The sequence below is a fragment of the Micromonospora sp. WMMD1274 genome (assembly GCF_049179035.1).
In the GTDB taxonomy this organism is placed as follows: Bacteria; Actinomycetota; Actinomycetes; order Mycobacteriales; family Micromonosporaceae; genus Micromonospora; species Micromonospora tulbaghiae.
The window spans coordinates 3,584,554-3,596,889 of record NZ_JBMHMG010000001.1; the positions used below are offsets into that span (position 1 = coordinate 3,584,554).

At 73.2% G+C, this 12,336-nt stretch carries 12 protein-coding genes; 7 read left to right on the forward strand and 5 right to left on the reverse strand.

Going from position 1 to position 12,336, the window contains the following annotated elements; translation table 11 throughout:
• The gene (locus ACN27D_RS16880) at positions 1–423 is read left to right on the forward strand and encodes an Atu4866 domain-containing protein (protein ID WP_421499461.1); all 423 of its coding nucleotides are present in this window, start codon (positions 1–3) and stop codon (positions 421–423) included.
• 52 nt (positions 424–475) lie between these two features.
• On the opposite strand, the gene ACN27D_RS16885 is transcribed toward ACN27D_RS16880, so the two are convergent.
• On the reverse strand, positions 476–1,303 hold the full coding sequence (locus ACN27D_RS16885; protein WP_421499462.1) for a TrmH family RNA methyltransferase: 828 nt from the start codon (positions 1,301–1,303) through the stop codon (positions 476–478).
• Between the two features lie 238 nt (positions 1,304–1,541).
• Between ACN27D_RS16885 and ACN27D_RS16890 the strand changes: the two genes are divergently transcribed.
• Positions 1,542–3,701 (forward strand): acyltransferase family protein, encoded by a 2,160-nt coding sequence (locus ACN27D_RS16890; protein WP_421499463.1) that lies wholly within the window; start codon positions 1,542–1,544, stop codon positions 3,699–3,701.
• A 5-nt stretch (positions 3,702–3,706) separates the two neighbouring features.
• Here the strand turns inward: ACN27D_RS16890 and ACN27D_RS16895 are convergent, their stop codons facing one another.
• Positions 3,707–4,327, reverse strand: a complete 621-nt coding sequence (locus ACN27D_RS16895) for a pyridoxamine 5'-phosphate oxidase family protein (RefSeq protein ID WP_120572027.1) — start codon at positions 4,325–4,327, stop codon at positions 3,707–3,709.
• A gap of 167 nt (positions 4,328–4,494) precedes the next feature.
• Between ACN27D_RS16895 and ACN27D_RS16900 the strand changes: the two genes are divergently transcribed.
• From ACN27D_RS16900 to ACN27D_RS16910, 3 genes are read left to right on the forward strand one after another with little or no spacing between them, the layout of a single operon-like run.
• Positions 4,495–5,001, forward strand: coding sequence for a DUF2231 domain-containing protein (locus tag ACN27D_RS16900; protein WP_120574022.1), 507 nt, complete (start codon positions 4,495–4,497; stop codon positions 4,999–5,001).
• Positions 4,998–5,534 (forward strand): Hsp20/alpha crystallin family protein, encoded by a 537-nt coding sequence (locus ACN27D_RS16905; RefSeq protein WP_421499464.1) that lies wholly within the window; start codon positions 4,998–5,000, stop codon positions 5,532–5,534. The genes ACN27D_RS16900 and ACN27D_RS16905 overlap by 4 nt, the downstream gene beginning before the upstream one ends.
• Before the next feature lie 7 nt (positions 5,535–5,541).
• Positions 5,542–6,663 (forward strand): glycosyltransferase family 9 protein, encoded by a 1,122-nt coding sequence (locus ACN27D_RS16910; RefSeq protein ID WP_350816738.1) that lies wholly within the window; start codon positions 5,542–5,544, stop codon positions 6,661–6,663.
• On the opposite strand, the gene ACN27D_RS16915 is transcribed toward ACN27D_RS16910, so the two are convergent.
• Positions 6,638–7,510 (reverse strand): glycosyltransferase, encoded by an 873-nt coding sequence (locus ACN27D_RS16915; protein WP_421499465.1) that lies wholly within the window; start codon positions 7,508–7,510, stop codon positions 6,638–6,640. The two genes, ACN27D_RS16910 and ACN27D_RS16915, sit on opposite strands and share 26 nt — an antisense overlap.
• Positions 7,507–9,378: a D-glycero-beta-D-manno-heptose 1-phosphate adenylyltransferase gene (gene rfaE2 / locus ACN27D_RS16920; RefSeq protein ID WP_421499466.1), complete on the reverse strand. Its 1,872-nt coding sequence runs from the start codon at positions 9,376–9,378 to the stop codon at positions 7,507–7,509. Before rfaE2 ends, ACN27D_RS16915 begins: the two co-directional genes overlap by 4 nt.
• A gap of 123 nt (positions 9,379–9,501) precedes the next feature.
• Between rfaE2 and ACN27D_RS16925 the strand changes: the two genes are divergently transcribed.
• A complete protein-coding gene (locus tag ACN27D_RS16925) occupies positions 9,502–10,059 on the forward strand; it encodes a type 1 glutamine amidotransferase domain-containing protein (protein WP_121685807.1) in 558 nt (185 codons plus the stop codon).
• A 54-nt stretch (positions 10,060–10,113) separates the two neighbouring features.
• Complete coding sequence (locus ACN27D_RS16930; protein WP_252449878.1) at positions 10,114–11,781, forward strand: MDR family MFS transporter; 1,668 nt, start codon at positions 10,114–10,116, stop codon at positions 11,779–11,781.
• 7 nt (positions 11,782–11,788) lie between these two features.
• Here ACN27D_RS16930 and ACN27D_RS16935 read toward each other — a convergent pair whose 3' ends face one another.
• Positions 11,789–12,280, reverse strand: coding sequence for an NUDIX domain-containing protein (locus ACN27D_RS16935; protein ID WP_393159361.1), 492 nt, complete (start codon positions 12,278–12,280; stop codon positions 11,789–11,791).
• Between the last annotated feature and the right edge of the window lie 56 nt (positions 12,281–12,336).

Below are 12,336 nucleotides of genomic sequence, written 5' to 3' on the forward strand. Positions count from 1 at the left end.
ATGTCAGGCACCCACCACCGCAAGGCCGCCACCGTCCTCCTGACGGCGGCGCTCACCGCCTGCGGCACGGAGACACCGCCCGTACCGCAGGCCGCCCCGTCCGCGACGCAGGCGCGGCCCTCGGCCTCCGGGGCCCTTCATCCGTACGTCGGGATGTGGGTCACCGCCGACGGCTACATCCGGCAGGAGCTGCTGCCCACCGGCCGGTACGACGAGGCGCGCGGTGATCGGGCGAGCGCCTACACCGGCCGGTACGAGGTGCTCGGCGAGCACATCGAGTACTGGGACGACAGCGGGTTCACCGCCGACGGCCGATTCGACGGCGACGTCCTGCACCACGGCGGCTACCTGTTCTACCGGGAGGGCAGTGCGGCCCACCGAAAGGCGGTCGCGGAACGGGCGTCCACCCGCCCGTCCGGATAGGGGAGCGCGCCGACGGACAGGGAGCGCTGGGAGTCCGGTGGCGGCGCAACCGCTACCGGCGCTCGGCCCGCTGCCGGGCGGCCTCGTACAGGGCCACCGTTCCGGCCGCCGCCGCGTTCAGCGAACTCGCCGCCCCCACGATCGGGATGCGCACCATCCGGTCACTGGCCTCCTGCCAGCCCTTGCTGAGCCCGTGCGTCTCGTTGCCGACCAGCAGGAGCGTGGGGCCGGTCAGGTCGTGCTCGGCGATGTCCACGTCCCCGTGCTCGTCCGTACCGATGATCTGGACCTGCGGAAGCCCGTCCGCACGCACCGCGGCGACCCAGTCCAGGACGTCGCGGTGGCCGCCGACGCGCACCACCGGTACGGCGAACAGCGACCCGGTGGTGGCCCGGACCGCCTTCGGGTCGTACGGGTCGGCGGCGTGGCCCGTGATGATCACGCCGGAGGCGCCGAAGGCGTCAGCGGAGCGGATCAGCGTGCCGATGTTGCCCGGGGTCTTGGGGCGGTCGAAGACCACCACGAGCATCGCCGGCCCGACCGGGATGCGGGCCAGGTCGTCGGCGGGTTGCGCCACCACTGCGAGCAGTTCGGGGGACTCCTCCTCCTTGCCGCTCAGTTCCCGCATCAGCTCGGGCGCGAGGGCGACCCGCCTGGCGTCGGCGCGGTCGAGCAGGTCACGGCACCAGCGGGACAGGGGCTGCCGGTCCGGGTGGAGGAGGGCGCGGATCTCCCAGCCCTGCTCCAGGGCCACCGTGATCGGGCGTACCCCCTGGACCAGGAACTCCCCGGACCGCTGCCGCTTGGTGCGGTTGGTCAGCAGCGCCTGCCACTGCTGGAAGCTCGCGTTGCGGGTGGTGATCGTCAGGGTCTTCGCCACCCGCCGATTCAACCCCATCGCCTGCCGGCGTGACCCGCCGTATCCACCCTGCCCCCTACGCCGCCGGGCGACGGTCTAGGGTCGGAACGCCTGCTCGTCGCGCCGGAGCGCCCGCCCGCCGCGCGGCGGCATCCGCTCGACGAGGCGGTGCGGCGTGATTGTCCGCCGCCTGACCAGCCGCTATCGTTCCCTCGCCCCCAGCCCGCAGAGTTTGAGGATCGCGATGACTTCCCCGCCGTTGACGAAAGTTACCGATCGGGAAGGTTCACCGGTCGAGGAGCCGGGCGGTACGACGACCGGACGCGAGCCGGGCAGGGAGGCGACGCCGAGCCGGTTCCGGGCCGACGTCGCCGGGCTCCGGGCCGTCGCCGTGGGGCTGGTGCTGCTCTACCACGCCGGCCTGCCGTTCATTCCCGGTGGCTTCGTCGGCGTCGACGTCTTCTTCGTGATCTCCGGCTTCCTCATCACCGGGCAGCTCATCTCCGAGATCGAGCGCAGCGGGCGGGTCTCGCTCACCGGTTTCTACGCGCGCCGGGCCAAGCGGATCCTGCCCGCGGCAACGGTGGTGCTGGCGGCCACCGCAGTCGCGGTCCGGCTGTTCGTACCCCGGGGTGAGTGGCAGGTCATCGGCGGCGACATCGCCGCCGCGGCGACCTACGTCGTGAACTGGCGGTTCGCCGACCGCGCTGTCGACTACCTGGCCGAGGACGTCGCGCCGTCGCCGGTGCAGCACTTCTGGTCACTCGCCGTGGAGGAGCAGTTCTACCTGCTCTGGCCGCTGCTGATCGTGCTGGCCATCCTCGCCGCGCGCAGGCTCCGGCGGGCGAACGTACGGCCGGTCCTGTGGGTCGGTCTCGCGGTGCTGGCGGTGCCGTCGTTCGTCTGGTCGATCGTCGAGACGGCCAACTCGCCGGAGCGCGCGTTCTTCGTCTCCACCACGCGGCTGTGGGAGCTGGCGGTCGGCGCGGCGGTCGCGCTGCTGGCGGTCCGCGCCGCGCGGATGCCCCGGTCGGTGGCGGTCGTCCTCGGGTGGCTCGGTCTCGCCGCGATCGTGGCGGCGGCGCTGCTGGTCAGCGGGAAGACCGCATGGCCGGGGTACGCGGCGGCGCTGCCCACGCTCGGCGCGGCGGCGGTGATCGCAGCCGGCGGCGCGGCCGGCGCCCGGGGGCCGGTGATGGTGCTCGGCCTGCGTCCGTTCCAGTGGATCGGTGACCTGTCGTACTCGCTGTACCTGTGGCACTGGCCGATGCTCGTGGTGGCCGCCGCGCACTTCGGTGACCTGTCGGTGACCGAGGGTCTCGTCGTGGCGCTCGCCTCGGTGATCCCGGCCTGGCTCACGTTCCGGCTGGTGGAGAACCCGCTGCGCTACTCACGGAAGATCTCCACGTCGCCGCGTCTGGCGTTGAGCCTGGGCGGCAACTTCACGCTCGCCGGCATCTGCGCCGGCCTGGTCCTGGTGCTGATGGGCGCGTGGGCCGCCGCCGCGACCACGACCAAGAGCCGGTACGCCCCGGGCGCCGCGCTGTTGTCCACAGCGCCCGGCACGGCGCCGATCGGTCCGGTGCCGGAGCGGTTCGACGCGATCACGCCGGACCCGCTGCAGATCCGGCAGGGCTTCATGGACGTGCCCGACACCAACCGGGACAAGTGCTTCCAGCAGGTCGAGGGCGCCGAGGTGCTGTCCTGCACGTACGGCGTGCCGAACGGGTCCACCACCGTCGCGCTCGTCGGCGACTCGAAGATGGACCAGTGGCTACCCGCGTTCCAGGTGCTCGCCACGCAGAACGACTGGAAGCTGCTGATCATGGCGAAGGCGGGATGCGCCTTCACCAGCGCCCAGGTGCTCAAGGGTGACGGGTCCGGCAAGCCGTACACCGACTGCATCGAATGGAACCGCGCGCTGCTGGACCGCCTGGTGCGGGAGCGCCCCGACTACGTGGTCACCTCGCAGTCGGCGTCGACGGCTCTGGACAGCGGGGGCAAGCGCGCCACTGTCGCAGCGATGGTGTCCGGCGTTCGGGCCTCGTGGAAGAAGCTCGACTCGGTGGGGACCAAGGTCGTCGTGCTCGCCAACAACCCACATCCGGGCGCGGCGGTGGCCTGTGCCGACAAGAACCGCAAGCGCCTGTCGGCCTGCGCGTTCGACCGGGAGCGGCACGACCAGGACCCGGGGTACCGGATGCAGCGGCAGGCGGTCGCGGGCGCGCCGAAGGTCAAGATGATCGACCTGTTCGACGCCGTCTGTCCGACCGACAGGTGCCCTGTGGTGTTCGGCAACGTGCTCATCTACCGGGGTGGCTCGCACATCGGCGCGGCGTACGTGAAGACCACCGCGCCGCACCTCGCCCGCGCCCTGTCCGACGTGGGCGTGCCGACGCGCTTCACCCCGGCGGGGTAGCGGGGTCAGCGGTAGAGCGTCTCCAGGTAGGCCGGGCCGTAGTGGCGTTCCAGGTCGGCCAGGCTCTCCGCCGGGGCCTCCACCTCCTTGATCAGCCGGGCCCGCGTCGGCAGCGCGTCCGGCTGCCAGGTCTCCGGCTGCCACAGCTCGGAGCGCAGGAACGCCTTCGCGCAGTGGTAGAAGATCTCCTCGATCGCGACCTCGACGGCCAGCAGCGGCCGGTGGCCCTTGACCTCCATGTCGGCGAACCACGGCGCGTCGGCGATCAGCCGGGCCCGGCCGTTGATCCGCAGCGTGTCGGTGCGGCCCGGGATCAGGAAGATCAACCCGACGTGCGGGTTGGTCAGGATGTTGCGGTAGCCGTCGGCCCGCCGGTTGCCGGGCCGCTCCGGGATCGCGATCGTGGTGTCGTCGAGCACCAGCGCGAAACCGCGCGGGTCGCCCTTGGGGGAGACGTCGCAGGTGCCGTCCGCGCCGGCGGTGGCGATCAGGCAGAACGGCGAGGCGGCGAGCCACTCCCGGTCGCGTTCGTGCAGCTTACGGCGCTCCTTGGTGGCCGCCCGCGCCATCGGTGTGCCGATCAGCTCGCGTAGTTCGGCCTCGCTGGTGATCTCCCGGGTCGTCACGTCTTCCTCCCCCGTCCGTTGACCTTGACGGCGGTTCCGCCCCGCGACGGGCCGTGATCCGCCACTGTCAGCCTAGGAGAGCGCGTCGAGCGCCGGGTTTGCCCCCGGGGCCGGCGGGTAGGGACCGGTTCGCAGCGTGCGTCCGGACGCGACGGATGGAGGCCGAGATGGAGAGCCGACTGAAGGTGCTCGGCCATCCCGTGCATCCGATGCTCGTGATGTTCCCGGTGGCGCTCCTCGTGACCGCGGTGATCTTCGATGTGGTGGACACCGTGGGCGGGCCGGACTTCCTCGGCGAGGTCGCGTACTGGAACATCACAGTCGGTCTGATCGGTGGCCTGCTGGCCGCGGCGGCCGGGGCGTTCGACCTGCTCGCCCTGCCGGCCGGCACCCGCGCCAAGCGGGTCGGGCTCACCCACGCCGCCGCCAACGTCGCGGTGATCCTGCTGTTCGCCGCCGTCTGGGTGGTCCGGCTCAACGCCGACTCCCGCGCGGCGGGCGGCGCGCTGATCGCCATCGAGGTGGTCGCCGTGGCGATCCTCGGCGTCAGCGCCTGGCTCGGCGGCGAACTGGTGGACCGGCTCGGTGTCGGCGTCGACCCGGAGCACGACCTGAACGCGCCCAGCTCGCTGCGACCCCCCTCGGCGACCCAGCGGATCGGAGACGTGCGATGACCGAACAGAGCGGCGGACGAGGCTGGCGTGGCCGCCAGCAGGGCTGGGATCCGATGGGCGAGCTGCAGTCGCTGCGCTCCGAGCTGAGCCGGCTGGTCGGCGGACGCTCCGGCAACCAGGACGTGGATCTGGCCGAGACGGCCGACGGCTGGGAGGTGGTCGTCCGGCTTCCGGGCGTCGCGCCGGAGGAGGTCGCCGTCGAGCTGGACGACCGGGAGCTGTGCGTACGCGCCCGGTCGGAGGCCGAGGTGAACGCCGACCACGGCATCCCGGGCGGGTTCACCACCCGGGGCTTCGAGTACCGCGTGGATCTGCCGTCCCGCGTGGACCCGGACCGGATCGACGCGGTGATGGACCACGGCCTGCTCCGGGTGCGCCTGCCCCGGGCGTCCCGGTCCGCGCCGCGCACCATCACCGTCGGCCGCACCGGCCCGCGACCGGGCGCCGACCGTACGCCGATGCCCGCCGACCCGGCCGCGGACCGGGAGATGCACCACCCGGACACCGCGCTCGACGAGATCGACAGGCCGTAGGGGCCGCGTGACCAGCTCAGCGGTGCTCGGTCCGGTCGGCGAGCGCGTTCCGGACGTCGAACGGATCGCCGTGCTGCGCGCCAACGCGCTCGGTGACTTCATCTTCGTGCTGCCGGCGCTCGACGCGCTGCGGTCCGCGTACCCGTCGGCGGAGATCGTGCTGCTCGGCGCGCCGTGGCACGCGGCGCTCTGGCGCGACCGGCCCGGCCCGGTGGACCGGGTGCTGGTGGTGCCGGCGGCGCCGGGCATCCGCGATCCGGGGCCCGGCGAGTCACCCGGTGACGTGCCGGCGTTCCTGGCCGCCGCCCGCGCCGAACGGTTCGACCTGGCGTTGCAGGTGCACGGCGGCGGTGCCAACTCGAACCCGTTCGTCGCCGGGCTGGGCGCCCGGGTCACCGCCGGCCTGCGGGCCGAGGGCGCGCCGCCGCTGGACCGGTGGCTGCGCTACGTCTACTACCAGCACGAGGTGATCCGCTACCTGGAGGTGGCCGCCCTGGTCGGGGCGCCCGCCACCACGATCACCCCGGCGCTCGCGGTCACCGCGGCCGACCGGGCGGAGGCCGCCGCCGTGCTCGGCGAACCCACCCGGCCCCGGGTCGCGTTGCACCCGGGCGCCACCGACACGCGGCGCCGCTGGCCGCCGGAATGCTTCGCCGAGGTCGCCCGCGCGCTCACCGGAGACGGGTACGAGGTGCTGGTCACCGGTACGCCCGCCGAGCAGGAGACGGTCGACGCGGTGGTGGCGGCGGCCGGAGTGCCGGTGCGTCCCCAGGTCGGCACGCTCGGTCTGGGCGCGCTGGCCGCCGCGTACGCGGACTGCGCGCTGGTGGTCTCCAACGACACCGGCCCGCTGCACCTGGCCGCCGCCGTGGGCGCGCCGACAGTGGGCGTCTTCTGGGTCGGCAACCTGATCAACGGGGCGTCGCCGCTGCGCGGACGGCACCGCCCGATCGCCGCCTGGACCACTCTCTGCCCGGTCTGCGGCGTCGACTGCACGCCCGGGATCTACCCGCACCGGCCGGGCGACGGCGAGTGCCCGCACCGGGTGTCGTTCGTGGCCGACGTGCCGGCCGCCGAGGTGGTCGAGGCGGCCCGCGAGCTGCTCACACCTCCGCAGGCGACTCGCTGAGCACCACTTCCCACGCCTCCACGTCGCGTTCGGTGACAGTGGTCGGTGACTCCAGGTGGTACGCCCCGCTGGGCAGGACACCGGCGCCGCCGTGGCGCTCCAGCACGGCGAGTTGGGCGGCGACGTCCTCGCCCTGGTGCCGCTCGGGCAGCCGCTCCCAGAAGTCGAAGCCGCCGGAGTCGACGAGCTTGGCCCGGTCGTAGAGCACGCACCCGCCGATCCAGGAGACCTTGTACGCCCGCCACTCGCCCGCCGCCAGGTCCAGCTTCTCGGTGACGTGCAACAGGTTCGCCGCCGGGTGGATGGACGCCCGGTGCCACTCCGGCGTGCCGGGCTGGATGCGTTCCGGCACCGGCGGCCCGGTCCACTCCTCGTAGTGCTGGTGCGCCTCCGGGCGGACGTCGTCGGCGTAGGAGAGCCCGTGCACCGCGTTGCCCACGAACCCGCAGCCCAGCTCGTCCAGCGCGGTCACCAGCCGGGACAGCGCGCCCGGCTCCAGCCACACGTCGTCGTCGAGGCAGAGCACGGCGTCGGCCGCCGACTGGGCCAGCAGGTAGGACCGGTGTTCGGCCAGGCCGCGCCGGGGCAGCCGCCGGGTCAGCAGCACCGGGTGCCCCCGGTGCCGCAACGCCCGCACCATCGTGGCGGCGGCCGGGTGCGCGTACGCGGGCTCGCCGTCGGACTGGTCGCTGACCACCACCCCGAACCCGGGTACGCCCTCCTGGGCGGCCAGCCCGGACAGCGTGACAGCCAGTTCGGCGGGCCGGTTGCGGGTGGGGATCAGCACGTCGAGCCGCCGGTGCTGCCGGAACCGCCCGGGCGTGCCCGGGTCGAGCGGACGGGTCACGCCGGCCTGCCCTCGCCCACGGCGGGGCTGTGCTGCTGGTCGGGCACGGACTCACGGCTCTCGCTCATGCTGTGCGACTGGGCGCGGATCCGGTCGATGATCGCCGAGGTGGAGCGGTCCGGCACGTACCCGAGCGTGCGCACCTGCCCGCCCAGCCGCCGTACCAGCGGCGCCTCCGGCACCATCTCCGGCGGGTAGTCGCCGCCCTTGACGTAGACGTCGGGGCGGACCGCCTCGATCAGCCGGGCCGGGGAGTCCTCCTCGAAGACCACCACGTGGTCGACGCAGGCCAGCGCCGCCAGCAGGGCGATCCGGTCCTCGACCGGGTTGACCGGCCGGTCCGGGCCCTTGAGCCGCCGTACGCTGCCGTCCGAGTTGACCGCCACGATCAGCAGGTCGCCGAGCGCGCGGGCCTGCGTCAGGTAGCGGACGTGCCCCGGGTGCAGCACGTCGAAGCATCCGTTGGTGAACACCACCGACCGTCCGGCCTGCCGGTGCTCGTCCACCAGCGCGGCCAGCTCGTCGGCGCCGACCAGCGCCGGATGCCCGCCCTCGTCCGCGCCGGTGCCGAGCGCGGCCAGCAGATCCTGCCGGCGGCACACGCACGTGCCGGTGTCGGCGACCGTGATGGTGGCGGCGAGCTGGGCGAGCTGGGCGGCGGTGGGCAGGCCCGCGTCGGCGGCGAGCGCCAGCGTCATGGCCGCCAGGTACGCGTCCCCGGCGCCCACCGCGTGGCTGGCCGGGACCGGGGTGCTGTGGCTGCGCCGGGGCTCGCCCTCGGCGCCGCCGACCACAGCGCCCTCGGTGTCCAGGGTCACCGCCACCACGTCGGCGCCGGTGTGCTCGCGCAGCTCGGGCAGGCGGGACTCGGCCAGCACGGCCCGGTCGACGCCGGTGCCGGCCGCCGCGCTCACCGTCACGCCGGTCCCGGTGACGCTCAGCCCGTCGCCGGTCAGCGCCACCCGCTCCTCGCCGGGCGTCGGCTCGCCGGTCGGGCCGGTCGGGGTCTCGGCGGCGGGCGTACCGGAGGTCGGGTGCGGGCTGCCCGGTACGCGCTCACCGGATCCGCCGGGCGCGGCGCCCACCATCAGCTCGGACGGGCCGTCGGCCTCCGCCGGGTGGTTCAGGTGCAGGTCGTCGCCGCCGGGGACGGCACCCCGTTCGGCGTGCGCGAACCCGGCGGCGGCGCGGGCCAGCAGCCGGGTCGCCTCGGCGAAGCTCGGCGTCACCACTGTCGGGTTCAGTCCGCGCCAGTCGGCCAGGTCGTGCGCGTCGAGCGCCACGGTGCCGTACCGGTCGCGGTTGGCGACCAGCCAGGCGCGTACCGCCGAGGGCAGCGCGCCCAGGCCGTAGTCGCAGACGACGAGCGTGAGCGGCTGACCGGCGGCCACCGCGCGCAGCTCCTCGGTGGCGCAGTGCAGCGCGGTCAGCAGGCGGGCCACCCCGTCGGCGTCCAGCCCGTCCTCCGGGCCGCCGGAGTCCTCGCGGAGCAGGATCTGGTTGCCGGCGAGCATCCGCCGCTTGACCGGCGTGGGCCGGCCCGGCTGGCTCACCGTACGGTCCCAGACCGCCGCCCGGTCCAGGCAGTCGTGCAGTTCGTCGCCGGCCACGTCGGCGCCGACCGGGGCGACGAGCGCGGCCCGGCCGCCGAGCGCCGCGACGTTCACCGCCGTGTTGGCGGCGCCCCCGGCCGCGGAGATCCGCCGCCGCAGGGTGAGGACCGGTGCGGGCGCCTCGCGGCAGAGCCGCTCCGACTCGGCGAACCGCCACTCGTCCAGCATGGCGTCCCCGACGACCAGCACGGGACGCTGCTGCCAGCTCGCCACCACGGTGGCGAGCCGGCGCTCTTCCGCTGCTGCTCCTGCCATGCCTCTGCGGATCCCCCCGGGCCGTCTGGCCAAACATGGTGCGACGCGGGCCACCCGATGCGTCCGGTTTCGCGGCATCGGGCGGGGGAACCGTGCAGACGTACCCCGGAGAGGAGAAGCAGCATGGCAGCGACACTTCAGGGCAAGCGCATCGCCTTCCTGGCCGCCGACGGCGTCGAGGAGGTCGAGTACACCAAGCCCCGGGAGGCGGTGGAGAACGCCGGCGCCCAGGTCGAGCTGGTCTCCATCGAGTCCGGCACGATCCAGGCCTTCAACCATCTCGACCACGGCAAGCAGTACCAGGTCGACGTCACCACCAAGGAGGCGGACGCCGGGGCGTACGACGGCCTGGTCCTGCCCGGTGGCGTGGCGAACCCCGACTTCCTGCGTACGGACCCGGAGGCGGTCCGGTTCGTCAAGGCGTTCTTCGACGCCGGCAAGCCGGTCGGCGTGATCTGCCACGGCCCGTGGACGCTCGTCGAGGCGGACGTGGTGCGGGGCCGCACCATCACCTCCTGGCCGAGCCTGCGCACCGACCTCACCAACGCCGGCGCGAACTGGGTCGATCAGGAGGTCGTCACCGACAACGGGCTGGTCAGCAGCCGCAAGCCGGACGACCTGCCGGCGTTCTGCGCCAAGATCGTCGAGGAGTTCGCCGAGGGTCGGCACACCGCCCGCTGAAAACTCACAGTCCCACCGGGGGCATGATCCGCCCCCGGTGGGATAGGAAGCGGGATGACCGCCCAGGCCGCCCGTCCCGCGTTGCCCGCCCGCCAGATCCGCCTGCTGATGTTCGGTCTGATGACCGGCATGCTGCTGGCGGCGCTGGACCAGACCATCGTCGGGACCGCGCTGCCGACCATCGTCGGCGAGCTGGGCGGCATCAACCACTACTCGTGGGTGGTCACCGCGTACCTGCTGGCCTCGACCGCCTCGACGCCGCTGTACGGCAAGATGGCCGACCTGTACGGGCGCCGGCCGGTCTTCCTGTTCTCCATCGGGATGTTCCTGCTCGGTTCGCTGCTGGCCGGGCTGTCGCAGAACATGACCCAGTTGATCGTCACGCGCGGTGTGCAGGGCCTGGGCGCCGGTGGCCTGATGACGCTGGCGTTCACCATCATCTCGGACGTGGTGTCGCCCCGGGAGCGTGGCCGCTACCAGGGGTTGTTCGGCGCGGTGTTCGGCGTCTCGTCGGTGGCCGGACCGCTCGTCGGCGGCTACTTCGCGGAGAACAACTGGCGGTGGATCTTCTACATCAACGTGCCGCTGGCGATCCTCGCCATCGTGGTCTGCTGGCACGTCATGCGGCTGGTGCCGTTCGAGCGGCGGGAGCACACAGTCGACTGGATCGGCGCGGCGCTGCTGGTCGCCGGCGTGAGCTGCCTGCTGCTGGCGCTGAGCTGGGGCGGCGCCGAGTACGCCTGGGGCTCCGGCGTGATCGTCGGGCTGTTCGTCGCGGGCGCGGTGCTGGGCGTGCTGTTCGTCGTCCAGGAGGCCCGGACCAAGGAGCCGATCCTGCCGCTGCGGCTGTTCCGCAGCGCCACGTTCGCGCTCGCCAACGGCGCGGGTTTCGTGCTCGGCCTGGTGATGTTCGGGTCGATCATCTTCATCCCGCTCTACCTCCAGATCGTCAAGGGCGCCTCGCCGACCCGCAGCGGTCTGCTGATGCTGCCGATGATGGCCGGCGTCATCGTCACCTCGGTGCTCACCGGCCGGGCGATGAGCCGGATCGGCAGGTACAAGTGGTTCCCGGTGGCCGGCGCGGCCGTGCTGGTGGTCGGCATGCTGCTGTTCCAGCAGCTCCAGGTGGACACCACGCTGTGGGCCGCGTTCGGCTACATGGTGGTGATCGGCGTCGGGCTGGGCCTGTGCATGCAGTCGCTGATCCTGGCCGTGCAGAACGCGGTGAGCGTCCGCGACCTGGGCGCGGGCACCTCGTCGGCGACGTTCTTCCGGTCGCTCGGCGGTTCGTTCGGCGTGGCCATCCTCGGCGCGGTGCTGTCGTCCCGGCTCACCGCCGAGATGTCCGCGCGGCTGCCCGGCGCGCTGGCGCAGCTCCCGCCGGAGCAGCGGGCCGCGGTGACGGCCGGCGGGGACTTCTCGATCAACGACCCGGCGGCGATCCTCGCGCTGCCCGCCCCGGTACGCGCCGCCGTCCAGGCCGCGTTCGTCGAGTCGCTGCACCTGGTCTTCCTGACCACCGGGCTGATCGCCGTGATCGCCGTCCTGGTCACCCTGGCCATGCCGAACCTCCAGTTGCGCGGCACCGGCCCGCAGGGCGCCACCGGCGGCGCCGACCCGCTCGGCGGGAAGGCGCCCGCGCCCGGCGGCAAGCCGCTGACGAAGGAGTCGAAGGACGAGGCCGCCGCCGACATGGAGGCGAAGTCGCAGACGATGCTGTGACCTGCGGCTACTTGAGGATCAGCCGGTTGGTCTGCTCGAACACGTCGAGGTCGGCGAGCGTCTCGTGCACGCTCGACGACAGCGGGTGCGGGAAGTCCGCCGGGTGGAAGAAGCCGGAGTCGGTGGTCTCGTCGGTGAACCGGGCCAGCTCGCCGTCCCACTCGTCGACCCGGAACGCCGTGGTGAAGACCTGGTACGTGTGCCCGTACATGTTGGTCTGGGTGCGGTCCGGGCCGGTGTAGAGCGCGAACGCGCTGACCCGCAGCGCGCGCAGCCCGGTCTCCTCGCGGACCTCCCGGACCGCGCAGTCGGCGATCGACTCGCCGAGTTCCATGGCACCGGCCGGCAGGGCCCACTGGCCGTTGTCGGAACGTTGGATCAGCAGCACCCGGGCGGCGTTGTCGCGTACGACGGCGCGGGCGCCGACGAACATCAGGGTGCGGTCACCGGCCAGGGCGCGGAGCTGCCCCACGTACGAGTCGGCCCACGAGATGCTCACCCGGACAATCTACGCATGATCCGTGATCACCTCGGCGAATCCGGGGGGTTCCGCAG